The 22,420-nt window shown below is 66.0% G+C and carries 21 protein-coding genes; 7 read left to right on the top strand and 14 right to left on the bottom strand.

Annotated elements, in window-relative coordinates:
* Nucleotides 1-431 precede the first annotated feature (431 nt).
* The gene (locus U5A58_RS13960; protein WP_321961840.1) at nt 432-2,159 is read left to right on the top strand and encodes an IlvD/Edd family dehydratase; all 1,728 of its coding nucleotides are present in this window, start codon (nt 432-434) and stop codon (nt 2,157-2,159) included.
* Nucleotides 2,160-2,176: 17 nt separating this feature from the next.
* Complete coding sequence (locus U5A58_RS13965; RefSeq protein ID WP_321961841.1) at nt 2,177-3,100, top strand: dihydrodipicolinate synthase family protein; 924 nt, start codon at nt 2,177-2,179, stop codon at nt 3,098-3,100.
* Here the strand turns inward: U5A58_RS13965 and U5A58_RS13970 are convergent, their stop codons facing one another.
* Nucleotides 3,101-3,910, bottom strand: coding sequence for a DUF2968 domain-containing protein (locus U5A58_RS13970; RefSeq protein ID WP_321961842.1), 810 nt, complete (start codon nt 3,908-3,910; stop codon nt 3,101-3,103).
* Between the two features lie 130 nt (nt 3,911-4,040).
* A complete protein-coding gene (locus U5A58_RS13975) occupies nt 4,041-4,361 on the bottom strand; it encodes a hypothetical protein (protein ID WP_254316654.1) in 321 nt (106 codons plus the stop codon).
* Between the two features lie 291 nt (nt 4,362-4,652).
* On the opposite strand from U5A58_RS13975, the gene U5A58_RS13980 reads away from it, so the two are divergent.
* Both U5A58_RS13980 and ltaE read left to right on the top strand, forming a co-directional pair.
* Nucleotides 4,653-5,381 (top strand): peptidoglycan DD-metalloendopeptidase family protein, encoded by a 729-nt coding sequence (locus U5A58_RS13980; protein ID WP_321961843.1) that lies wholly within the window; start codon nt 4,653-4,655, stop codon nt 5,379-5,381.
* A 141-nt stretch (nt 5,382-5,522) separates the two neighbouring features.
* Nucleotides 5,523-6,527, top strand: a complete 1,005-nt coding sequence (gene ltaE / locus U5A58_RS13985) for a low-specificity L-threonine aldolase (RefSeq protein WP_321961942.1) — start codon at nt 5,523-5,525, stop codon at nt 6,525-6,527.
* 86 nt (nt 6,528-6,613) lie between these two features.
* On the opposite strand, the gene U5A58_RS13990 is transcribed toward ltaE, so the two are convergent.
* The gene (locus U5A58_RS13990; RefSeq protein ID WP_415774227.1) at nt 6,614-7,966 is read right to left on the bottom strand and encodes an MFS transporter; all 1,353 of its coding nucleotides are present in this window, start codon (nt 7,964-7,966) and stop codon (nt 6,614-6,616) included.
* Between the two features lie 565 nt (nt 7,967-8,531).
* Here U5A58_RS13990 and U5A58_RS13995 point away from each other — a divergent pair.
* On the top strand, nt 8,532-10,985 hold the full coding sequence (locus tag U5A58_RS13995; protein ID WP_321961845.1) for a glycogen/starch/alpha-glucan phosphorylase: 2,454 nt from the start codon (nt 8,532-8,534) through the stop codon (nt 10,983-10,985).
* A gap of 29 nt (nt 10,986-11,014) precedes the next feature.
* Here the strand turns inward: U5A58_RS13995 and U5A58_RS14000 are convergent, their stop codons facing one another.
* Complete coding sequence (locus U5A58_RS14000) at nt 11,015-11,431, bottom strand: DUF6232 family protein (protein WP_321934070.1); 417 nt, start codon at nt 11,429-11,431, stop codon at nt 11,015-11,017.
* 149 nt (nt 11,432-11,580) lie between these two features.
* Between U5A58_RS14000 and U5A58_RS14005 the strand changes: the two genes are divergently transcribed.
* Nucleotides 11,581-11,922 carry a zinc ribbon domain-containing protein YjdM gene (locus tag U5A58_RS14005; protein WP_321911531.1) on the top strand — a complete coding sequence of 114 codons (342 nt, stop codon included), beginning with the start codon at nt 11,581-11,583 and terminating at the stop codon, nt 11,920-11,922.
* Between the two features lie 173 nt (nt 11,923-12,095).
* Here U5A58_RS14005 and U5A58_RS14010 read toward each other — a convergent pair whose 3' ends face one another.
* Nucleotides 12,096-13,265 (bottom strand): porin, encoded by a 1,170-nt coding sequence (locus U5A58_RS14010; protein ID WP_321911528.1) that lies wholly within the window; start codon nt 13,263-13,265, stop codon nt 12,096-12,098.
* A gap of 178 nt (nt 13,266-13,443) precedes the next feature.
* Between U5A58_RS14010 and U5A58_RS14015 the strand changes: the two genes are divergently transcribed.
* Nucleotides 13,444-13,671, top strand: coding sequence for a hypothetical protein (locus tag U5A58_RS14015; RefSeq protein WP_321961846.1), 228 nt, complete (start codon nt 13,444-13,446; stop codon nt 13,669-13,671).
* A gap of 95 nt (nt 13,672-13,766) precedes the next feature.
* On the opposite strand, the gene U5A58_RS14020 is transcribed toward U5A58_RS14015, so the two are convergent.
* The 9 genes from U5A58_RS14020 to phnG form a co-directional block, all read right to left on the bottom strand.
* Entirely contained in the window at nt 13,767-14,885 is a 1,119-nt protein-coding gene (locus U5A58_RS14020) for a succinylglutamate desuccinylase/aspartoacylase family protein (protein WP_321961847.1), read from the bottom strand.
* Between the two features lie 252 nt (nt 14,886-15,137).
* A complete protein-coding gene (locus U5A58_RS14025; RefSeq protein ID WP_321911524.1) occupies nt 15,138-15,905 on the bottom strand; it encodes an ABC transporter substrate-binding protein in 768 nt (255 codons plus the stop codon).
* 477 nt (nt 15,906-16,382) lie between these two features.
* The gene (locus U5A58_RS14030; RefSeq protein WP_321961848.1) at nt 16,383-17,516 is read right to left on the bottom strand and encodes an alpha-D-ribose 1-methylphosphonate 5-triphosphate diphosphatase; all 1,134 of its coding nucleotides are present in this window, start codon (nt 17,514-17,516) and stop codon (nt 16,383-16,385) included.
* 46 nt (nt 17,517-17,562) lie between these two features.
* Entirely contained in the window at nt 17,563-18,372 is an 810-nt protein-coding gene (gene phnL, locus U5A58_RS14035; protein ID WP_321961849.1) for a phosphonate C-P lyase system protein PhnL, read from the bottom strand.
* Nucleotides 18,373-18,382: 10 nt separating this feature from the next.
* Entirely contained in the window at nt 18,383-19,153 is a 771-nt protein-coding gene (gene phnK, locus U5A58_RS14040; RefSeq protein ID WP_321961850.1) for a phosphonate C-P lyase system protein PhnK, read from the bottom strand.
* Nucleotides 19,150-20,079, bottom strand: coding sequence for an alpha-D-ribose 1-methylphosphonate 5-phosphate C-P-lyase PhnJ (locus tag U5A58_RS14045; RefSeq protein ID WP_321961851.1), 930 nt, complete (start codon nt 20,077-20,079; stop codon nt 19,150-19,152). The genes phnK and U5A58_RS14045 overlap by 4 nt, the downstream gene beginning before the upstream one ends.
* A complete protein-coding gene (locus U5A58_RS14050; protein ID WP_321961852.1) occupies nt 20,076-21,200 on the bottom strand; it encodes a carbon-phosphorus lyase complex subunit PhnI in 1,125 nt (374 codons plus the stop codon). Before U5A58_RS14050 ends, U5A58_RS14045 begins: the two co-directional genes overlap by 4 nt.
* The gene (gene phnH, locus U5A58_RS14055) at nt 21,200-21,841 is read right to left on the bottom strand and encodes a phosphonate C-P lyase system protein PhnH (protein ID WP_321911515.1); all 642 of its coding nucleotides are present in this window, start codon (nt 21,839-21,841) and stop codon (nt 21,200-21,202) included. Before phnH ends, U5A58_RS14050 begins: the two co-directional genes overlap by 1 nt.
* Complete coding sequence (phnG, locus tag U5A58_RS14060; RefSeq protein ID WP_321961853.1) at nt 21,838-22,356, bottom strand: phosphonate C-P lyase system protein PhnG; 519 nt, start codon at nt 22,354-22,356, stop codon at nt 21,838-21,840. The genes phnH and phnG overlap by 4 nt, the downstream gene beginning before the upstream one ends.
* Nucleotides 22,357-22,420: the final 64 nt, after the last annotated feature.

Raw genomic sequence — 22,420 nt, forward strand, 5'->3', positions numbered from 1 at the left:
AGTTTGAGTCGTTGCAGTACGCAGTGAGTTGTTGCGGTAGAAGTTGCAGTCGCAGTACGTAGAGAGCGGTTGCAGTAGAAGTGGCAGTTCGCAGTGTGCAGTTGCAATACGCAGCAGGCAGTACGCAGGTCAGTCGTTGCAGTGAAGCAGTTGCAGTACGCAGAGAGAGCAGAAGGTAGTTGAAGTTGGCTGGCGCAGTGAGAGGTGCAGCCGTGCAGTAGCAGTACGCATGATGTGTAGCAGGCAGTACGCAGTACGTTGTTGCAAAAGGCAGTCCAGCGCGGGCCGGTTCTCCACCGGCCCGTACTTTTTTGTGGCGCGTTTTTCCATATCTAAGGACGCCGTAGCAAACATTGACGGGTCCGGACGCCACTCCTATGATCGGTCGGCAGTTTCCATAACAGTTGCCCAGCGACAGGAGACGCCCCGCCATGACCCACCCCACCCGCAAGCCCTTGCGCAGCCAGGCCTGGTTCGGCAAAGCCGACAAGGACGGCTTCATCCACCGCTCGTGGATGAAAAATCAGGGCATCCCTCACGACGCATTCGACGGCCGCCCCGTCATCGGCATCTGCAATACGTGGTCGGAACTCACGCCGTGCAACGCGCATTTTCGCGAGCTCGCGCAGTACGTGAAGAAGGGCGTGTACGAAGCCGGTGGCCTGCCGCTCGAATTTCCCGTGATGTCGCTTGGCGAGTCGAACCTGCGGCCCACCGCGATGCTGTTTCGCAACCTCGCTTCGATGGACGTCGAGGAGTCGATTCGCGGCAATCCGATCGACGGCACGATTTTGCTCGTCGGCTGCGACAAGACCACGCCGGCGTTGCTGATGGGCGCAGCGTCGTGCGACTTGCCCGCGCTCGCCGTGTCGGGCGGCCCGATGCTCAACGGACGCTTTCGCGGCCACGAAATCGGCTCGGGCACGGGCGTGTGGCAAATGTCCGAGGAAGTGCGCGCGGGGACGATGTCGCAGGCCGAATTCGTCGAGGCGGAGTCGTGCATGAACCGCTCGCGCGGCCACTGCATGACCATGGGCACCGCGTCCACGATGGCCTCGATGGTCGAATCGCTGGGCATGGGGCTGCCGCACAACGCGGCGATACCCGCTGTCGATGCGCGCCGCCAGGTGCTCGCGCAACTCGCCGGGCGGCGCATCGTCGAGATGGTGCGCGAAGATCTCACGATGTCGAAGATTCTCACCCGCGCGGCATTCGAAAACGCGATCCGCACCAACGCGGCCATTGGCGGCTCGACCAATGCCGTCGTGCATCTGCTCGCGCTCGCGCGGCGCATAGGCGTGCCGCTTTCGCTCGACGACTGGGAACTCGGCTCGGACATACCGTGCCTCGTGAATCTGCAGCCTTCAGGCCACTATCTGATGGAGGACTTCTATTACGCGGGCGGCTTGCCTGCGGTGCTGCGCCAACTCGGCGAACAAGGGCTGCTGCATCGGGACGCGTTGACCGTCAACGGTAAAACCATCTGGGAAAACGTGGCCGAGGCGCCGAACTACAACGCCGAAGTCATCACCTCGTTTGCGCAGCCATTCAAGCCCAAAGCGGGTATCGCCGTGCTCAAGGGCAACCTCGCGCCCGACGGCGCGGTCATCAAGCCTTCTGCCGCCACGCCGGCGCTGTTGCGTCATCGCGGCCGTGCGGTGGTGTTCGAGAACGTCGAGGAACTGCACGCAAAGGTCGACGACGCTTCGCTCGATATCGACGAGCATTGCGTCATGGTCCTCAAGGGCGCCGGGCCCAAGGGCTACCCTGGTTTCGCCGAGGTCGGCAACATGCCGCTGCCGAAGAAAGTGCTGCAAAAGGGCATTACCGACATGGTGCGCATCTCGGATGGCCGCATGAGCGGCACGGCGTATGGCGCGGTCGTGCTGCACGTGTCGCCCGAAGCGGCGGCGGGCGGTCCGCTCGCGCTCGTGCGCACGGGCGACATGATCGAGCTGGACGTCGCGGCGCGGCGCCTGCATCTGGAAGTCTCCGACGAGGAACTCGCACGCCGCAAGGCTGAATGGAAGGCGCCCGAGTTGCCCGAGCGCGGCTATTACCGGCTTTACGTCGAACACGTGCTGCAGGCCGACAAGGGCGCCGACCTGGACTTTCTGGTCGGCGCGAGCGGTGCGGCCGTGCCGCGCGATTCGCACTGATCGTGCCGGAGGAAGCGATGGCAGCGCCTGCCACATCCGTCGGCGACATTGCCGGCATCTATCCGATCCTCTATGCGTTCTTCGATCGCGATAACCGCCTCGACCGCGCGGCCATGCGCCGCCAGGTCGAAGCGGCCGTGCGCGGCGGGGCGCCGGGCATGGCGGTGCTCGGGCTCGCGACCGAGGTCAACAAGCTTTCGCGCGCCGAACGCGAGCAGGTGATCGACTGGGCGCAGGAGGACAGCGGCGGCGCGCTGCCGCTTGCCGTCACGGTGAGCGGTTCCACGGTGGCGGCGCAGCGCGAATTCGCGCAATTCGCCATCGAGCGCGGCGCGGCGTGGCTGATCCTCCAGCCGCCGGCGCGCGCGCAAGGCGAGAGCGCACAGCCCGAATCGTTCTATTTCGACTTCTTCGCTGGCGTGATGGCGGGGCTGGACGTGAGGGTCGGCATTCAGAACGCGCCGGAGTACCTGGGCGCCGGCCTTTCGCCGGCCAGTTTGCGCGCGCTGGCGGCGCAATGTCCGAACTTCCGGGTGCTCAAAGGTGAAGGCCCTGCGGTGACGATTGCCGAAACGATCGCGCAGATCGGCGACCTGATGCCCGTGCTCAACGGCCGCGGCGGCATGGAATTGCTCGACAACCTGCGCGCCGGCTGCGCGGGCATGATCGTCGCGCCCGACTGCTTCGACTGGCAGCAGCAGATTTACGCGGCGTTCCGCTCAGGCGATATCGAGCGCGCGCAGACCCTGTACCAGCAGGTGCTGCCCGCCATCGTCTTCGTCATGCAGTCGCTCGATACGCTGATTGGCTACGGCAAGCGCATTGCGGCGTGGCGCATGGGCATCGACGTCGAGTATGAGCGCGACGTCAAGCTGGCGCCGAGCCGCTTTGGCCTCGAAGCCGCCCGGCGATTCGCGCGGCAACTGGGCCCGCTTGCGTGATCACCGCGCATGCAGATGCGGCACGCCCTCGCTCGTCGCGACCTTGAGCTGATGCAGCGCCCGGTGTGCCTTGTTCAGCTGTGCCTGCGCGGCAATGCGCTGCGCCTCCAGCTGCGCGACTTCCTTGCGCACCTGACTCTGGCGGCCCGTCACTGTCACCTCCTGTTCCGCGTGGCGCTGCAGGTCCACGCGCAGGCGTTCGGCCTGGGCTTCCGACTCCTCGATTTGCCGCGAGAGTTCCGCGTTTTGCGCAACGAGCTGCACGCGGCGCGTTTCGCCGTCGGCGAGGCGCGTGGCTTGCTCCTGCATCAAGTGAAACGCCGAGCCGGCCGCGTCGAGATCGTTGGCTTTCAGCGCGCGCCACAGTACGCTTTCCTGATGTAGCGCGACGAAGTAGCCGAGCGTGGGCGCATGGAAGAAGAGGCTGACCGTATAGGCGAAGCAGCGATACACGCGGAACGTCATCAACTCGTCGGCGGCGTGGAGCGCTTCGAACGCGGCGCCGTCGGCGATCTGCACCGGGCGGCCGTTCAGGTGTGCGGGCATGACCGGCACCGGATGGAGTGTGGACACCGTTCGCGTTCCGCCGGCGCCCTCGGATCCCACGGTCGGCTCCGCGCGCGACTCGATCTCGACGGTGGTCTCGGTTGGCGTCACTGCGGAATCGGCGGGATTGGCTGCGGATTGCGGCGCGCGGCTGGCAGCTTCACTTGCGACGGCGCGTTGCGTGGCGGCATCATGGGCCACGGCAAGGATGCGCGATGGCGCGCCAGAGAGCGCGGTGTTACGGCGGTTCAAAATGGATTTCACGGCGGTTCCCCCAGTTTGGCGCGCCAAAAACGAGGCGCTCCGCGCGCGGCAGCATGGCACACAGGCGCCAGCGCGCAGGCAAATGGGGCGGGCGATGCGGGTAGGGCGCCGTCCGCTCCGGGTTCGTGTACTAGTGAAGCAGGCGCGGCCGGCGTGCAATATCGTCGAAGAGCGCACGGCCGGGTTCGAGCGCGAAAAGCCACGTTTCGTCATAGCCGCTCAGGGTGTCGAGCGCATCGCGCAGGCGCTCGATGACTACGGCGGGAATTTCCACGCACGCCTGGGTGGCGCCGGAAAGCCGCGCAATGCTGGCGTGCTGCACCAGTTCGTCGGCGGCCTCGGCCACGTCGGCTGCGAAGATGAGATGGTTGTTCAACAATTCGACGAGGCCCGGCGACGACGTGACATCTTCGACGTTGAGCTGCAGCGAAAGAAAGGTGGCTTTGTTCATTCTCGGATCCCTCAGGGCCATTGGGACTGCAGCGAGAGGCCTTTCATCTGATTATCGGGTGACGCGTGAACCAGTATAGGCGTTGACCCGCGCAAACGCAGGCGGGGCGCGCATGCCGGCTAAAAAAGGCGGTTCGGGCATGAACGATATAATGGGGGACGTTCGCCATTTCCGGCCTGGCATCGATGCAATTCGCGCGGAATGTGGCGCGCAAGCGAACGCCTGCGGCCCGCCGCGCATCCCCTACGCGTATTTTTCTTCATACGCGAGGACCAAGCGAGGAACAGCAAGATGAATCGACAACGGCGAAACCCGGGCGCGTATGCGGCGCTGGCCGCCCTTACGCTCGTCTGCAGCGCCTGTAGCAGCACCTTCACGCCGTGGGCGGAGTCCCCGAGCGCGCCTCCTGTGTCCACGAGCGGCGTACCGGCGGGCTACTACCGCGTCAATCCGGGCGACACGCTCGCGCGCGTCGCCGGGGCCTTCGGCCAGCGTCCGCAGGACATCGCGATCTGGAACCAGCTGCCTTCAGCCAACGTGCAGATCCTGCCCGGCCAGGTGCTGCGCGTCGCCCCCCCACCCAACTACCCGGCGCCCACGCCACCGGGGCAGGCGCAGACGCCCAGCGCGCCCGCCGCAGCCGGCGTCGCCATGCCCGCGCCTGTCGCGCCCGCCATCGCGCTCGCGTGGCCCGCACGCGGCCCGATCCTGCAGCGCTTCGTGCCGGGCAAGTCCACCGGCATCGTGATCGGCGGTACGCCCGGCGAGGAGGTCAAGGCCGCTGCCGCTGGCCGGGTGGTCTACGCGGGCACGGGTATCGAGGCCTACGGACCGCTCGTGATCATCAAGCACAACGACCAGGTCGTCACGGCCTATGGCCGCAACGGCAAGCTGCTCGTGAAGGAAGACGACGCCGTCTCGCAAGGCCAGCCGATCGCGGAAATGGGCTCCGGCGGCGTTCAGTTCGAAGTCCGCAGCGACGGCAAGCCCGTCGATCCGCTGCCGCTGCTCGCGCACTAGCCGCGGCGCGAGCGCCCCGGCATTGCGCTGGGCCGCCGTTTGAAAATACACTCGATGGTTCTCACGCCGCGAGAGCGCGCGCCCGACAAGGCGCGCGCACGTTTGCCGCGCGCGTGCTTCAACCACGAGGATTTCATCGCAATGATCGACCTGCGCAGCGACACCGTCACCCGTCCGAGCGAAGCCATGCTCGCCGCCATGACCCGCGCCGAAACCGGCGACGACGTGTGGGGCGACGACCCGACCGTGCTGCGCCTGCAGGCGCGCATGGCGCAGGAGGCGGGCAAGGAGGCGGGGCTATTTTTCCCGAGCGGCACGCAAAGCAACCTCGCCGCGCTGATGGCGCATTGCGCGCGCGGCGACGAGTACATCGTCGGACAGGCGGCGCACACCTATAAGTACGAGGGCGGCGGCGCGGCCGTGCTGGGCAGCATCCAGCCGCAGCCGCTCGACAACGCCGAAGACGGTTCGATCCCGCTCGAGCGTATCGCCGCCGCGATCAAGCCGCTCGACGACCACTTCGCGCGCACGCGCCTGCTCGCGCTAGAAAACACCATCGGCGGCAAGGTGCTGCCGGCGGATTACGTCGCGAAGGCCACCCAGCTCGCGCATGACCGCGGGCTCGCGACGCACCTCGACGGCGCGCGCGTGTACAACGCGGCGGTCGCTTCCGGCCAGCCGCTCGAGGCGCTCACGGCGGGCTTCGACTCGGTGTCGATCTGCTTTTCGAAGGGCCTGGGCACGCCAGTGGGGTCGGTGCTGGTGGGCAGCCGCGCGCTCATCGACGCCGCGCATCGCTGGCGCAAGGTGCTGGGCGGCGGGATGCGCCAGGCGGGCGTGCTAGCGGCCGCGTGCCTTTACGCGCTCGATCACAACGTTGCGCGTCTGGCCGACGACCATGCGAATGCCGCGCGTCTTGCCGCCGGTCTCGCGCAGATCGATCAGGTCAAGGTGATGTCGCAGGCCACGAACATGGTGTTCGTGCAGTTCCCGCAGGAACACTGCACGCCGCTGGAGGCGTATCTCAAGGAGCGCGGCATCCTCACGCAGATGCTGTACGCGTCGCGCTTCGTGACGCACCTCGACGTAACGGCCGCCGATATCGATACGTTCGTGGCGGCGGTGAAGGGTTACTTCGCGCGCTGAGCCGATAGATCGGCTCGCAAAGGCGCGCTTCTCCAGCGCGTCTTTGCCTCAGGCCTTAGCGGGCCGCATCGCCCGCATTACCTGTATTACCCGCCCTGCACCGACCGGTGCGACGGCGCGAAGAGCCGCAGCCCGCTCGCAATGGCCGCCGCGCCCGCAAAGGCGCAGCCAAGGCCCAACGCGAGCGTCGGGCCGTGCCGGCCCACGATCCCGAAGCACAGCGCGACCAACGCCGCGCCCGTGGTTTGCCCGAGCAGACGCGAGACGGCGATGGTGCCGCTCGCGCCGCCGCTACGTTCGGGCGGTGCGCTCGCCATGATCGCCCGCAGGTTGGGCGACTGGAAAAAGCCGAAGCCCGCGCCGCAGATCGCCATGCGCACGACGATGTCCGTCACCGAGGGGTGCGCAGGCAGCAAAGCGAGCGACGCCATGCCGGCCGAGAGGATCGCGAGACCGATTGCGCCGAGCAGGCCCGGCGGATAGCGGTCGGAGAGACGTCCCGCAATGGGCGCCGCGGCGGCCACGACCACGGGCCAGGGTGTCATCAGGAAGCCGGTCTCCACCTGGCTGCGCATCAGCACGGTTTCGAAATAGAACGGCAGCGAAACGAACGCGAGGCCCTGCGCCGCGAACGAGCAGATCGCGGTGACCGACGAAAGCGCGAATACCGGCCGGCGGAACAGATCCACGGGCAGCATGGGTGCGGGATGTCCGGCTTCACGTCGGATCAGCAGCGCGCCGAACACCAGCGCCACGACGGCGGCAATGGCCACTTCGACGCCGGGCGCGCGCTGCGCGGCTTCGCCGAGCGCGAAGATCAGCGCCGCGAAGGTAATCACGTTGAGCACCGCCGCGACGGGATCGAACGCGTGCTTCCCGCGCGCCGTTTGCGGCAGCGCGGGCAGCGCGAACACGAGCGCGAGCACGCCGAGAGGCACGTTGATCGCGAAGAGCCAAGGCCAGGTGCCCGCGGAGAGGATCAGCGAGGCCATGGTCGGGCCCACGGCGAATGAAACGCCCACGACCAGCGCGTTCATGCCGAGCCCGCGCCCCAGCCGGTGCGGCGGGTAAAGAAACCGGATCAGCGCTGTGTTCACGCTCATGATGGCGCTCGCACCGAGCCCCTGCAGCACGCGCGCGCCGGCGAGCGCGGTGAGCGTCGGCGCGAGCGCGCAGGCGAGCGAAGCGACCGTGAAGATCGCGAGGCCGCTGATATAGATGCGCCGGTGGCCGATGATGTCGCCGAGCGCCGCGAGCGGCAGCAACGTGGCGACCATCGCGAGCTGGTACGCGTTGATGATCCACACCGAGGCGGCGGGGGCCGCGTGCAGATCGGTGGCGATGGCAGGCAGCGCCGTGTTGGCGATGGCGGTGTCGAGCGTGGCGAGCGCGACGGCGAGCATCACCGCGCCCATGGCGCGGCGGGTCTTCGCGGACATGGGCGCGTCGGGGGGCTCGGTATGGCCGGTATTGCGGGATTCGCGCGCCGCGGAAAGGGTTTCGGACAAGACAGTCTCGGGCGGGTGGGACGATGAAGGCTGCGGCGCGGGCCGCACGGACGAACTTTGCGATTGTTACAGAGCCCGGCTGGTTTTGCAGGAGACGCTTCAGAGCGTGGGGTGACTGTAAGGCTTTGGGCCGCGCGCAATCGTCGTCGAATGCCATCGAGCGCCGTCATATCGCAACTAACTGCCAGTCCCGTCACGCGCACGCGTGCCGCCGCGCTGCGCGCGCGGAGCCGTCCGCATGGCAAGGGATCGAGGCGGTCGGCGGGTTCCGCCTGCCGGGCGGCCAGGGTCCGCGAGCGATTTGCGCGCCGCCGCACACGATTTGAAAATGCACTACTCTGCAAATTGATCTGCGCTCGCTGGCGAGCGGTGCCGGCCTTTTGCGCCGCGACGCCGATGCGTCATCGTCCCGTTCCGCCCCGCGCGGCGCAGGCCCGGAACAACCGCGCGTCCTGCACCATTTTGGGACGCTCTGCTTCTTCGACAGGAGTCGTCGATGACAGCCATCGGTCTCGAGTTCGATCAGTTGCAAAGCAGCGTCGAAGCGCTGCGCCGTTCTCTCTCCAATCGCCTGATGTACGGTGTCGGCAAGGACGCCGTGACGGCGCGTCCGCAAGACTGGCTGCACGCCGCGGCGCTCGCCGTGCGCGACCGCCTCGTCGAGCGCTGGATGATCACCACGCGCCGCCAGTACGATCAGGACGTCAAACGCGTCTATTACCTGTCGATGGAGTTTCTCATCGGCCGCACGTTCTCGAACGCGCTGATCGCGCTCGGCATTCACGAGCAGATGAAAGAGGCACTCGCGAGCGTGGGCGTCGACATGGAGACCGTGCTCGATTACGAGCCCGACGCCGCGCTCGGCAACGGCGGCCTCGGCCGGCTGGCGGCGTGCTTTCTCGATTCGATGGCGACGCTCGGCATTCCGGGCTTTGGCTATGGCATTCGCTACGACTACGGCATGTTCCGCCAGCAGATCGTGAACGGCGAGCAGGTCGAAGCGCCCGACTACTGGCTGCGCTACGGCAACCCTTGGGAGTTTCCGCGGCCCGAGGTCCAGTACCCCGTGCATTTTGGCGGCCGCACCTTGCAGCGCAACGGGCATGTGGAATGGGTCGACACGCAGCATGTGAACGCCATGGCGTACGACACGGTGATTCCGGGCTACGCCACGAGCGCGACCAACACGCTGCGGCTGTGGTCCGCGCGCGCGGATGAAGAACTCGATCTTTCGGCGTTCAACCAGGGCGACTATCAGCGCGCGGTGGAATCGCGCAACATCTCCGAAAACGTCTCGCGGCTGCTCTATCCCGACGACTCGACGATGGCCGGGCGCGAATTGCGCCTGCGCCAGGAGTACTTCTTCGTCTCGGCGACGATGCAGGATCTGATTCGCCGCTATCTGCGCACGCACAGCACCTTCGGGCGTTTCTCCGAAAAGGTCGCGGTGCACCTGAACGACACGCACCCGGTGCTGGCGATTCCTGAATTGATCCGCCTGCTCGTGGATGTGCATCATCTGCCGTGGGACGATGCGATGGCCCACGTGCGCCGCGTGTTCTCGTACACCAACCACACGCTGATGCCCGAAGCGCTGGAAACCTGGGACGTCGAACTATTGGCGCGTTTGCTGCCGCGCCACCTCGAAATCATCTTCGACATCAACGCGGCGTTCCTGCGCGAAGCGAGCGACCGCGGCGCGCACGATCTCGACCAGATCCGCCGCATCTCGCTCGTGGACGAATACGGCCAGCGCCGCGTGCGCATGGCCTATCTCGCGATCGTGGCGAGCCAAAAGGTGAATGGCGTCTCGAAGTTGCACTCGCAACTGATGACGCGCGATATCTTCGCCGACTTCGCGCGCCTTTTTCCCGACCGCTTCACGAATGTGACCAACGGCATCACGCCGCGCCGCTGGCTCGCGCAGGCGAACCCGCCACTCGCGCACCTCGTGGACGAAGCGATCGGGCCGCGTTGGCGCAGCGATCTCTTCGAATTGGGCGCGCTGCGCAAGCTGCGTGGCGATGCCGCGTTCGAAGCCGCGTTCCGCGCGGCCAAGCGCAGCAACAAGGTGCGCCTCGCACACCGCGCGTTGCAGCGCACGGGCATTGTCTTCAATCCCGACGCGCTGTTCGACATGCAGGTCAAGCGCATTCACGAGTACAAGCGTCAGTTGCTCAACGTGCTGCACGTGATCACGCGCTACAACCGCATTCTGGAAGCGCCGGAGCGCGACTGGGTGCCGCGCGTCGTGCTGTTCGCGGGCAAGGCCGCCTCGGCCTACCGCATGGCGAAGATGATCATTCACCTCATCAACGACGTGGCCGCGAAGATCAACAACGATCCCGTGGTGGGCGATCGCCTCAAGGTGGTGTTCGTGCCGAACTACGGTGTGAGCGTGGCCGAAATGCTGATACCCGCAGCGGACCTTTCGGAGCAGATCTCGACGGCGGGCACCGAAGCGTCGGGCACCGGCAACATGAAGCTCGCGCTCAACGGCGCGCTCACCATGGGCACGCTGGACGGTGCGAACATCGAGATCGGCGAGGCCGTGGGGCAGGACAACATCTTCATCTTCGGGCACACGTCCGATCAGGTGGACCAGTTGCGTTGCGCGGGCTACCGGCCGCGCCAGGTCTACGAGGAAAACGCCGAGTTGCGCCGCGCGCTCGACCAGATCCGCACGGGCTTCTTTTCGCCGCAAGATACTGCGCGCTACACGGATATTTTCCACACGCTCGTGGACTGGGGCGACCACTACCTCGTGCTGGCCGACTACTCGGCGTTCATCGAGGCCCAGGAAGCCGCCGACCAGCGCTTCATGGACGTGCCGGCGTGGACCGCGAGCGCGATCGAAAACGTGGCGGGAATGGGGAAATTCTCATCGGACCGTGCGATCGCGGAGTACGCCCGCGATATCTGGCACGTGAAATCGATCGAGATGGAGTGAGGGGCAGGTCTGCCGCGCCACCGGCAGAATCAGGGCGCCGTTGGCCGCGTCGTGCCGCCTTCGGCCTGGGCCGCTTGCGCGGCCTTGGCGATGCGTACTGCCTCGACCACGCGTTCGAGGAATGCCGGGTCGAGGCTCGTGACTGCCTCGCGCGATTCTCCGCCCGTCACGACATAGAGCCGATGGATGGCCTCTTGCCAGAGCCACGCGAGCCAGCCCACCACGATCACCATCACGCCGCACGCGAGACCGGCCGCCGAGCCGAGCACGCCGCCCACGACAGCGCCGGCGGCGCCGACGAGGCTGATCGCGATGGGCACGGCGCGGCTGCGCCGCCCGATGACGATGCGCACGTCTTCGATGTCGCGCATGGGGAAGACCTGACCGGCTGCGGAGAGCGCGTTGCGCGTGACCGAGACGGCGGCTTCGTTGAAAGGGAGTTCCATCGGTTCGATAGCTGCGAGGTGAGAGAGCGCAGCGTACCAGAAGCGGGGCCAGGGTGGGGCCGTGGCGGGCATAACGTCGCAGGCCGCGCGCATGGCCAGCCGCTATACTTGCGCGCTTTTATTGCCCCCGTCGGCACCAGGGATTCACCATGAGCGCATTGCCACGCTGTCCGAAATGCAATTCCGAGTTCACCTACGAAGATGGAGACGTCTACATCTGCCCGGAGTGTGCGCACGAATGGTCGCGGCAAGCCGCCGCGCCGGCCGAAACGGCGGGCAGGGTGTATCGCGATTCGGCGGGCAATGTCCTTCAGGACGGCGATACCGTCACGGTCATCAAGGACCTGAAACTCAAGGGTTCCGGTGGCGTGATCAAGATGGGCACCAAAGTGAAGAATATCCGCCTGGTGGACAGCGACCACGATATCGATTGCAAGATAGACGGCTTTGGCGCGATGAGCCTCAAGTCGGAGTTCGTCAAGAAGGCGTGACGAAGGGCGTCCAGCGTCCGCCGGTTTTGCCCTTGCGCCGCGGCAGAACTGCGATGAACCAAAAAAAGCGGGGCATCCCAAGGGATGCCCCGTCCGGTAAGGCGCGGCGTGCAGCGTGCGCTGCGGCGCGCCGAGCAGAGCCGGCGGGATGAGCCGCCGGCTGCCGCTGTTGCTTAGAACTTGTGGCGGATACCGACGCGAACCGCGACTTGATCCTGCGAACCCGTGCCCGACGGCTGGAAAATGTTCGAGCCCGAGTCGCCGATCTGCGCCTGAACCTTCTGGCCGTTCGCGAGCGTGCCCGACGCGTCCTGGTACGACACGAGGCCGTACACGTCGGTGCGCTTGCTGAGCGCGTAGTCAAGCGATGCGTTGACCTGGTTCCAGTGAGCCGTCTGGCTGCCCGAGGTGCGCGAGTACGTGTAGCCAAGGCCTGCCGACAGAGCCGGCGTGAAGGCGTACTTGCCGCCTGCTTCGTACGCGTTGTAGAGCGTCGACGAACCGGCGATCGGCGAGAGCAGCGTGTTGGTCCACAGGGCCCACAGCGTTGCCGGGCCGACGATGTAGCGGCCACCCACGCCGAACGAGCGCAGGTCGCGCAGCGTGCCCTGCGGCACGTTGGCGATCGTCGTCGTCGTCGACGGCGTGGTCTGGCCCGGGTACGTGATGTTCGTGTACGCAGCGCCGAGGCTGAACGGGCCGTAGCCGTAGTTCGCGCCGAAGCTGTATGCGCGCGACGAGCCGGCGACCGGGTTGGCCGTCGTGCCCGTTGCCGGTGCGCCGGCGAACGAGGTCGAGTTCGAGAAGCCATACAGACCGCCGAACGTGAAGCCCGAGAAGTTCACGCTCTGGAACTTGACCGCATTGTTGATGCGGCTCGAGGTCAGCTGGTCGATATCGTTGAAGTGGTAGGCCCAGTTACCCGAAACCGTGTTGCCACCCGTCGAGTACTGCGAGCCGAGAATGTCCGTGTTGAACGAGTATTGACGGCCGAACGTCAGCGAACCGATGTTCGATTGCGTCAGACCGACGAACGCTTGACGGCCGAACATCGCGCCGCCCTGGCCAGCCGTGCCGTTACCGCTGTTGAAGCCGTTTTCGAGCACGAAGATCGCCTTCAGGCCGCCGCCCAGGTCTTCCGTGCCGCGCAGGCCCCAACGGCTGCCTTGAGCTACGCCGTCACCATACGAGAACTGATGCGAGCTGCCGTTCGTCGCATTCTTCACGTTGCTGATGTAGTTCACACCCGCGTCGATCACGCCGTACAGCGTCACGCTGCTTTGTGCGTGGGCAACGCCTGCAATCGAGGCAAGAATAGCGGTGGTCAGAATTTTCTTTTTCAACTGTTTCTCCGGGTAAAGGAAAGATGACTACTCCAGCCTCTTATGGGCCGGTCAATGCGACGGGCTGCAATTTAAGGGTCGACAACGAAAGGAATGTGACAGTAAGGCTTTGTAGGGAAATTGTCGTCGTTCTGTTGTGTGGATGCGACACACGGCTTGCGCACGGGGAGAACGGCGCATGAAGCCCGCCGATACAGGGTTTGCGGCCGATTTTGCTGTCAATTTGAAAGGCCGAATTGCGGCATTCGGCCATATAAAATTTTTTTCTAAGCTTTCTTCTATTTGCCGGGTTAATCGATCTTTTGAATCTGGCTTCAAGTTGGAATTGATTAATCTCAAGAACGCATTAACGGCCGATCAATGCGCGCTTTACATGGCTGATTGCCATCGATTCATGGAAGTTTGAAATTAGCTATCCGAAATAATTGAAATGACGGGGAAAGCTCATGAAAAAAGGGCTCGCACCGGTGGTGCGAGCCCTTTTACGGTAAGGCGTTGCCGTTACAGCGAGAGGAGCGAGCCGCTGCGAATGGGCTTTTCACCGGCAATGCGTGCGACTTCCATGCCGGCCGTCGCGAAGCGCGCGCTGTGGCGTGCGTACATCACGCCGCTCACGCCCGCGTGCAGCGTTGTCACAGTGTCGGCGAGCGGGTCGATGACATCGGCAATTGCCGCGCCCCGCTCCACCCACGTGCCGCAATCCACGCGGAACACGAGCACGCCGCTGGCAGGCGCGACGATCGGCTCCGTGCCCGCGAGCGGCGTGGCCACATGGGCGAGCGGCGGCAGCGGCGCCGCCGTGCCTTCGATCACGCCGCGCCCGATCAGATAGTCGACGATGGCCTGGGCGTCGTGTTCGGCGAGCTCGTGCGAAACGTCGCGCTGGCCACGCAGCTCGACCGTGACCGAAATCGAGCCGTACGGAATGGGATAGCGCTTGCCGAAATGTTCGCGCAGCTCCGACCAGCAGAAGCTGTGAATCTCGTCGAACGGATTGCCGATCGAGTTGAGCGCGAGGAGCGACGCCTTCGCGTCGAGATAGCGCGCGAGCGGTTCAACATCGGGCCACAGCTCGGGGTTCGTGTAGATGTGCATGGCGGCTTCCCAGTCGCAATGCAGGTCCAGCACGACGTCGGCGTCGTACGAAAGGCGTTGGAGCGCGAGGCGCATCGAATCGAGTTCGGTCTTCGGCTGCTGCGTGGCCAGCGCTTCACCCATGGCCGCGCGGATGGCCGTACGGTTCGCCGCTTCGTCGGAGCCGAGACGCGCCTCGATATTGGGCATAACGAGCGCGGTGAGCTCATGGAAATTGCGGTTGAAGTTCTGCGCCGTGTTCGATTCGAAGCGGCCGATCATGTGCCCGAGCCAGTGCTGATTCAGGCCCACGGGGTTGGGCACCGGCACGATCACGATTTCGCCGCGCACGCGGCCCGCGGCTTCCAGCTCCGCGAGCTTGCGGCGCAGCGCCCACGAGACGAGCATGCCCGGCAGCTCGTCGGCGTGCAGCGAGGACTGGATGTAGACCTTCTGGTTAGCGCCGGCTTTGCCGTAGTGGAAACTGACAAGTTCCCGCGCGGTACCGAGGGCGGGCGCGATCAACGGGTGGTTTCGGGTTTGCATGATGAATGCGCGAGGCGCGTCGGCCCGCAAAAGGTGTTGGAGTGAATGTGGCCCCGCAGGAACACGCAGGGGCCGTAGACCGATCTTAGCCGATTCAGCGCAGCGCCGGAACCAGCCCGCCCGAGCGCATGTCCGGCATCGCCCATAAAATACGGAATCCGAAATAAAAATCCGCAAAAGAAAAAACCCGGACGCTAGTCCGGGCTTCGTGCGCCGTGATGCAGCGCCGGCGCGATGCGGTGCTTAGGGTGCTTAGCCGCCGTACACGTCGAAGTCGAAGTACTTGGCTTCGATCTTCTTGTACGTGCCGTCCTTGATCATGTCGGCGATCGCCTTGTCGATCTTCGTCTTCAGGTCGGCGTCTTCCTTGCGCAGGCCGATAGCGGCGGCGCCCGTCGGGATTTCCTTGCCGGCGAACTGGAAGCCAGCGCCGCGCGGGGTCTTCAGGAAGCCCAGATCCGCTTGCACTTCATCCTGCAGCGCTGCGTCCAGACGGCCCGAGATCAGGTCGGCGTAGACCTGGTCCTGGTTCTGGTAAGGAACGACGTTCACGCCCTTCGGTGCCCAGTTTTCCTTGGCATAGGTTTCCTGGATCGTGCCTTGTTCGACGCCAACCGACTTGCCCTTGAGCGAGTCAGCGCTCGGCGCGAGGCTCGAGCCCTTCTTGGCGACGAGGCGCGTCGGCGTGTTGAACAGCTTCGCCGAGAAGGCGATCTGCTGCTCGCGCTGCGGGGTGATCGTCATCGACGAGAGCACGCCGTCGAACTTCTTGGCCTTCAGGCCCGGGATCATGCCGTCGAAGTCTTGCTCGACCCACACGCACTTGGCGTTCAGGCGCTTGCAGATTTCGTTGCCGAGGTCGATGTCGAAGCCGACCAGCTTGCCATCGGGTGCTTTGGATTCGAACGGTGCGTAGCTGGCGTCGACGCCGAAACGCACGGTGGACCAGTCCTTCGCGTGGGCGACGCCGGCCGAGACGGCGAGCAGGGCAACCGAGAGGGTGGCAAGCAGTTTCTTCACTATGGGTACTCCTCGAGATGGTTCAGGGCGCGCCGCGTGCGGTCGTGCCGCCAAGGCGCATTTTCCGGCGCGGCTCGCGCTGGATTATTGTTGGACCCGCCAGCCTGCAGCCAGCAAAGCGCGGCAAGCTTACCAGGTCAAAATTGCTGCGTCGCTAGTGTAATACCGGATAGCGGGAAAGTGACCCGCTAAGTGTACGCCCGTGCGCTTGTACGATTTAACGCAAAGCCTTGTGGGATAAGGCGTACGAGCCAGTACGGGCGGGCCGTTGCGAGGCGCTTTAGAGGGGTTGCACGATGCTCGGCCGCAACAGTCGGAGGAATGCGAGGCGGCGTGAGCGCGGCGTCGTCAACGATATGAAGGGAGATTGAAATCGAATCGATGGCGCGCCGTCGGCTTTCGGTCTGGATGAAGCCAACCGGCGCGCCGTTTTTGTCGCGGTGCAGCAGAATGAGCGGTTGCACCGCGAGGACTGCGTCAGACCACGCGCACACCTGCGCGCCACGTCGCGCGCGGCACGGGCAGCGTGTCGAGCATCGTCACGCGCACGAAGTCCGCGCGCAGGCCAGGCTCGATCGCGCCGCGGTCGTGCAGGCCCGACTTGCTCGCGGGTTCCCACGAGACCGTGGCGAGCGCGCGCGGCAGTGTCCAGTCTGCCTTGGTCACGAGGTCGAACGCGGCGGTCAGGAGGCTCGACGGCACGTAGTCGGACGAGAGGATGTCGAGCAGGTCGGCCTGCGCCAGTTCCAGCGCCGAGACGTTGCCCGAGTGTGAGCCGCCGCGCACGACATTCGGCGCGCCCATGATCGTCGCGATGCTGCGCTTTTTCGCTTCCTCGGCGGCGACGCGCGTGGTCGGGAACTCGGCGAGCACGATGCCTTCGGCGGCGGCCTGCTCGACGTGTTCGACGAGCGTGTCGTCGTGGCTCGCAAGTGGGATGCCGCGCACGCGGCAGCGCTGCACGATTTCGAGGCGGTGTGCGTCGGCGTAGCGCTCCTGCTCAGTGGCCATTTCGGCGAGCATGGTGTTCGTCTGCTCGTCGGTCCACTTGCCGTGGCGCTCCTGAAATTTGCGCCACTGCTCGCGGTCGTGCCACTGGCGCTGGCCCGGCGTGTGGTCCATCACCGAGGCGAGGCGCAGCAGCGGGTGGTCGCTGAGCGTGTCGAATAGCTCGATCACGTCTTCGGTGGCGATTTCGCAGCGCAGATGCAGGAAGTGCTCCGCGCGCAGCAGGTTGCGCTCGGAAAAGCGCTTGAGGGCGTTGGCGCTCGCAAGCTGCACGTCGCGGCCGCGCACGCCCACGGCGAGGCGCGTGCCGATGGCGAGCGCGTCGAAGACCGTGGTGATGCCGGCGGCAGCGATCTGCGCGTCGTGAATGACGAATGCGGCGTCGGTGTTCCAGTGCACGCCGGGGCGCGGCGCGAGGTGCTTTTCGAGGTTGTCGGTGTGCAGTTCGACGAGGCCGGGCAGCAGGAAGTCGCCTTCCCAGTCTTCGGCTTCGCTCGCGGCGGTCGAGCCGCGCGAGATGTCGCGGATTTTGCCGTCTTCCACGCTAAGCGTGCCGGTGAAAACTTCGTCTCGCGTCACGATGCGAGCGTTTTTGATCAACATCGTCAGGCTCCGTATCAGATATCGGGTTGTGCCGTTCAGGCGGTATTCAGGCTGCAGCGGTGAGCGGCGCATCGTTTGCGCTCGCTCGCGGCGCGGTGAGTTCGAGCACGCGCGTGGCGACCCGCTCGCGCGTGTCCTCGTCGTGGAACACGCCGACGATCGCCGCGCCGCGCTCGCGCGCCTCGCCAATCAGGCTCGCGACGACTTCGCGGTTTTCCGCGTCGAGCGAGGCCGTGGGTTCGTCGAGCAGCAGCACGCGGTGCTGCGCGATCAGGCCCCGCGCGATGTTCACGCGCTGCTGCTCGCCGCCCGAGAACGTGGCGGGCGCGAGCGGCCAGAGGCGCTGCGGCACGTTCAGGCGTGCAAGCAGAGTTTGCGCGCGCTCGCGCGCTTCGTCTTCCTCCACACCGCGCGAAACGAGCGGCGCGGCCACGATGTCGAGCGCACTCACACGCGGAATCACGCGCAAAAACTGGCTCACGTAGCCCACCACGTTGCGGCGCAGGCGCAGGATGTCGTGAGGCGCCGCGCCCGTGATCTCCAGATGCTCGAGTGGCGCGCCCTCGTCGCGGATCGCGATCGAGCCGCCGCTCGCGAGATAGTTGCCGTACAGGCAGCGCAAAAACGTGCTCTTGCCCGCGCCCGACGGCCCGACCAGGACGACGCATTCGCCGCGCTCCACGTCGAGCGAAACGCCTGCGAGCGCTTCGATGCCGATGCCGCCCTGGCCGTGCAGCGTGAAGGTCTTGCGCACGTCTTCGGCGCGCAGCATGAGCGCGGGGCGTTCGATGAACGCGCGCGTGCCACGGGATTCGCGCGCCGCCGACGATTCAGCCGATGATGAAGTGAAAGTCATGTCGATCATCCTAGACCGGCAGCACGGAGGCCACCAGCGTCTGCGTATAGGGATGTTGCGGGTCGTCCAGCACCTGGTCGGTCAGGCCCGATTCGACCACCGTGCCGCCTTGCATCACCATCAGGCGATGCGCGAGCAGGCGCGCCACGCCAATGTCGTGCGTGACGATCAGCACTGAAAGATGCAGTGTGCCCGTGAGCGTGCGCAGCAGGTCGAGCAGGCGCGCCTGCACGGACACGTCGAGGCCCGCCGTGGGCTCATCCATGAACACGAGGCGCGGCCCCGTGACGAGGTTGCGTGCGATTTGCAGGCGCTGCTGCATGCCGCCCGAAAACGCCGAGGGCAATTCGTCGATGCGCTGGGCGTCCAGCTCCACGCGCTGCATCCATTGCTGCGCCGTGTGGCGGATCTGCCCATAGTGGCGCGCGCCCACGGCCATCAACGGCTCGCCGATATTGGCGCCCGCGGAAACGCCGGCACGCAGGCCGTCGCGCGGATTCTGCTGCACGAAACCCCATTCGGTGCGTGCAAGCAGGCGCCTGCGCGGCTCGGAAAGCGTGCGCAGGTCGAGCGTTTCGCCATTCGCGTTCGTGTAGTGCAGCGTGCCCGAGTCGGACTCCGTGCGCAGCGCGAGCGCGTTGAGCAGCGTAGTCTTGCCCGAGCCCGACTCGCCGACGATGCATAGCACCTCGCCGGGATACAGGTCGAAGCTCACGTCGCGGCAGCCGTTGCGGCCGCCGTACTGCTTCGTGAGCGATCTTGCGCTTAACAGCGGCGTCATGCGTTTTCTCCTGCTTCGTTCGTTGCGTGCGCATCGATATGGTCGCGACGATCATGGCAGTAGTCGCTGTCCGAGCACACGAACATGCGCTTGCCCGCGTCGTCGACGATCATCTCGTCGAGGAAGCTTTCGCGCGAGCCGCACAACGCGCATGCATGCTCCCAGCGCTGCACTTCGAACGGATGGTCGTCGAAGTCGAGGCTCTTCACCGGCGTGTAAGGCGGAATCGCGTAGATGCGGCGCTCGCGGCCCGCGCCGAACAACTGCAGCGCGGCGTTCATATGGAGCTTGGGGTTGTCGAACTTCGGAATCGGCGAGGGCGACGTGAGATAGCGGCCGTTCACCGTCACCGGGTAGTCGTAAGTCGTGGCGATGCTGCCGTGCTGCACGATGTCCTCATAAAGCTTCACGCTGATGAGGCCATAGTCGGCGAGCGCGTGCAGTTTCTTGCATTCGGCCACGCGCGGTTCCAGCCGGAACAGCGGCTCGGGCATCGGCACCTGGTACACGAGGATTTGCTTGTCGGTGAGCGGCGTTTCCGGAATGCGGTGCCGCGTCTGGACGATCGACGCCTCGCTCGTGCGGCGCGTGGTGGCCACGCCCGTGGTGCGCGCGAAAAAGCGGCGGATGTTCACGGCGTTCGTGGTATCGTCCGAGCCCTGGTCGATGACCTTGAGCGTGTCCTTCGCGCCGATGATGGCCGCCGTCACCTGAATGCCGCCCGTGCCCCAGCCATACGGCAGCGGCATTTCGCGCGAGGCGAACGGCACCTGGTAGCCCGGCACGGCCACGGCCTTGAGCAGCGCGCGGCGCAGCATGCGCTTGGTCTGCTCGTCGAGGTACGCGAAGTTATAGCCCGAGACGGCCTGTGTTTCGTGCGACGCGAGTTCGGCTGCGGGAGATTGCAAGGTATCGGGCGCGTTCATGCGGCCTCCTTGTTTTGCGCTTCGGCGTCGACATCGGCGCCGCTTTCGTGCTGCGCGCGCAGCTTGCGCACGAGTTCCAGCTCCGCCTGAAAATCTACGTAGTGCGGCAGCTTCAGGTGTTGAACGAAGCCCGAGGCTTCCACGTTGTCGCTGTGCGAGAGCATGAATTCGATGTCCTGAGTCGGCGAGGCGATCGTCTCGCCCAGCTCCTCGGCGCGCAGCGCGCGGTCGACGAGCGCCATCGCCATGGCCTTGCGTTCCGCGTGCCCGAACGCGAGGCCATAGCCTTGCGTGAATTGCGGCGGCACGTCTTTCGCGCCCGCGAACTGGTTGATCATCTGGCACTCGGTCAGGTCGATCTCGCCAATTTCGACGGGTTCATCGAGTTCGTCCAGCATCATTTCTACGCAGACCGAACCAAAACGGATTTCACCCGCGAACGGGTGCGAATGCGCGTAGCCGCGCTGCGTGGCATAGCCCATCGCGAGCAGGAAGCCCTCGTCGCCGCGGGCGAGATTCTGCAGGCGCACCGTGCGGTCGGCGGGGAACGCCAGCGGTTCGCGCGAGAGGTCGCCGGGTTCGCGCGCTTGCGGCGAGCGCGTTTCCTGTTCGATCAGGCCTTCCTTGTCGAGCAGCGAGACCACGCGCGGCATGGCTTCTTCGGGCGGCGTGGCACGCGGCGCCTCGGGCGTGGCGGTCTCCACGCTGTCGCCTTCGGCCAGCAGTGCGAAGTCGAGCAGGCGCTGCGTGTAGTCGTAGGTCGCGCCGAGCACCTGGCCGCCGGGCACATCCTTGAAGGTCGCGGAAATGCGGCGCTCCACCACCATGTTTTCCGTTTCGACCGGTTGCGTATAGCCAAAGCGCGGCAGCGTGGTGCGATAGGCGCGCAGCAAGAAGATCGCTTCGACGAGATCGCCTGCTGCCTGCTTGATCGCGAGCGCGGCGAGTTCTTCGTCGTAGACCGAACCTTCGGCCATCACGCGCGCCACGGCGAGGCGCATCTGTTCGCGGATCTGCGCAACGCTCAGCTCGGGCACGCGCGTGTCGCCGCGGCGTGCTTCGTCGAGCAGACGCCACGACGCTTCGATCGCGCGTTCCCCTCCTTTGACGGCGACGTACATCAGTGCATCTCCACGAGAGTGGTGCGCGGCAGGCCCATCAGACGGTCGCCACACACGAGATAGAAGTCGATGCCGCACGGGAAGTGCGGCGCGAGGGCGGCGCGTTCGCGCCAGAAGCGCTCGGGCAGGCCGGCGGGCGCGATGCTGCAGGTCGTTTCGATGCCAGGGCCGCGCAGCGTGAGCGGCGCGCCGCCCGTGAGCGAATCGACGCGCACGAACACGGTGGCCGACTGCTCCGGCGATTCGGGCGTGCCGCACGCGAAGGCTTCGAGCGGCGGCAGCGCGGCCGCGTTATGAACGTAGGCGAACGCGGCTTCGCGCGCTTCCTGCGCAAACGGCGCGCCTGCGTGAAAGCGCAGCGCGGCCGCGAGCGCGGCGTCGGGCTGGGCGAGCCAGACCGGCGTGGCGTAATCCGCGAGTGCGAGCAGCGAGGCGAAGGCGGCGAGGCCGGCGCGCGCGGGCGAGGCATTCGCCGCCGTGGCCGCGGGCAGCGGCGTTTCGATGACGCCGATCGTGCCGGGGCGCGCGAGCGCGTCGAGCAGTGTGCGGAACACGGTCTGCGTGTCGTGAACGGGATCGCCGAAGCCGGGCGCGAGCGCCGCGAGCAAATCGGGCGTCATGGCATTGCGTTCGTTGCTCATGCATCACCTCGAACCATCGTGAAGAACTCGACCCGCGTGCTGGCGGCGTCGGCGCGGCGTGCGTCGCGTCGTGCGGCGAGGCGCGCCGCGAGCGGTTCGATCAGCTGCACGCGTAACTGGTCGTGGCGTGCGGGCAATTGCAGCAGCGCGTCGGCGAGCGCGGCCAGCTCGGCGCGGCGTTTATCGCGGCCCAGATGGCAGGCCACGCCGACCGGGCCGGGCGCATTGGCATCGGCGCCTTCAATGCCATTGGCGTTTGAGTCGCGCAGGCGCAGCGTGGCGCGCGTGACGGTGGCTTCGCCCAGATTGAAGGCGTCGCCGGTGCCGCCAATGCGCCCGCGCACCATGGCAAGTCCGGTTTGTGGCGGACGCAGCCAGTCGAAAGCGGGCTCGGGTGCGCCGGCGAGCGCGTCGCTGAGCGCCGCTTCAAGCTCGGCGCGCGGGGTGTGCGCGAGAACGGCCATCCATGCGCGCCGGGTGGCCGCCGCGGAGGATGGGGTGGAGGAAGCGTTCATCGGAGTTCCTGTGTCGTGAACGGGTGAGAACGAACATGGCAACTGCGCCTGGCGAACAGCACGG

It is taken from the genome of Paraburkholderia sp. J7 (assembly GCF_905220155.1).
In the GTDB taxonomy this organism is placed as follows: Bacteria; Pseudomonadota; Gammaproteobacteria; order Burkholderiales; family Burkholderiaceae; genus Paraburkholderia.

Bases quoted from the DNA above. Each gene is read 5' to 3' on its own strand.
- U5A58_RS13960 (WP_321961840.1), top strand. From the start codon at position 432: ATGACCCACCCCACCCGCAAGCCCTTGCGCAGCCAGGCCTGGTTCGGC.
- phnH (WP_321911515.1), bottom strand. From the start codon at position 21,841: ATGAGCAACGAACGCAATGCCATGACGCCCGATTTGCTCGCGGCGCTC.
- phnK (WP_321961850.1), bottom strand. From the start codon at position 19,153: ATGACGCCGCTGTTAAGCGCAAGATCGCTCACGAAGCAGTACGGCGGC.
- U5A58_RS13965 (WP_321961841.1), top strand. From the start codon at position 2,177: ATGGCAGCGCCTGCCACATCCGTCGGCGACATTGCCGGCATCTATCCG.
- phnL (WP_321961849.1), bottom strand. From the start codon at position 18,372: ATGACTTTCACTTCATCATCGGCTGAATCGTCGGCGGCGCGCGAATCC.
- U5A58_RS13995 (WP_321961845.1), top strand. From the start codon at position 8,532: ATGACAGCCATCGGTCTCGAGTTCGATCAGTTGCAAAGCAGCGTCGAA.
- phnG (WP_321961853.1), bottom strand. From the start codon at position 22,356: ATGAACGCTTCCTCCACCCCATCCTCCGCGGCGGCCACCCGGCGCGCA.
- U5A58_RS14050 (WP_321961852.1), bottom strand. From the start codon at position 21,200: ATGTACGTCGCCGTCAAAGGAGGGGAACGCGCGATCGAAGCGTCGTGG.
- U5A58_RS14030 (WP_321961848.1), bottom strand. From the start codon at position 17,516: ATGTTGATCAAAAACGCTCGCATCGTGACGCGAGACGAAGTTTTCACC.
- U5A58_RS14000 (WP_321934070.1), bottom strand. From the start codon at position 11,431: ATGGAACTCCCTTTCAACGAAGCCGCCGTCTCGGTCACGCGCAACGCG.
- U5A58_RS13980 (WP_321961843.1), top strand. From the start codon at position 4,653: ATGAATCGACAACGGCGAAACCCGGGCGCGTATGCGGCGCTGGCCGCC.
- U5A58_RS13975 (WP_254316654.1), bottom strand. From the start codon at position 4,361: ATGAACAAAGCCACCTTTCTTTCGCTGCAGCTCAACGTCGAAGATGTC.
- U5A58_RS14020 (WP_321961847.1), bottom strand. From the start codon at position 14,885: ATGCAAACCCGAAACCACCCGTTGATCGCGCCCGCCCTCGGTACCGCG.
- U5A58_RS13990 (WP_415774227.1), bottom strand. From the start codon at position 7,966: ATGTCCGCGAAGACCCGCCGCGCCATGGGCGCGGTGATGCTCGCCGTC.
- ltaE (WP_321961942.1), top strand. From the start codon at position 5,523: ATGATCGACCTGCGCAGCGACACCGTCACCCGTCCGAGCGAAGCCATG.
- U5A58_RS14015 (WP_321961846.1), top strand. From the start codon at position 13,444: ATGAAGCCCGCCGATACAGGGTTTGCGGCCGATTTTGCTGTCAATTTG.
- U5A58_RS14045 (WP_321961851.1), bottom strand. From the start codon at position 20,079: ATGAACGCGCCCGATACCTTGCAATCTCCCGCAGCCGAACTCGCGTCG.
- U5A58_RS14005 (WP_321911531.1), top strand. From the start codon at position 11,581: ATGAGCGCATTGCCACGCTGTCCGAAATGCAATTCCGAGTTCACCTAC.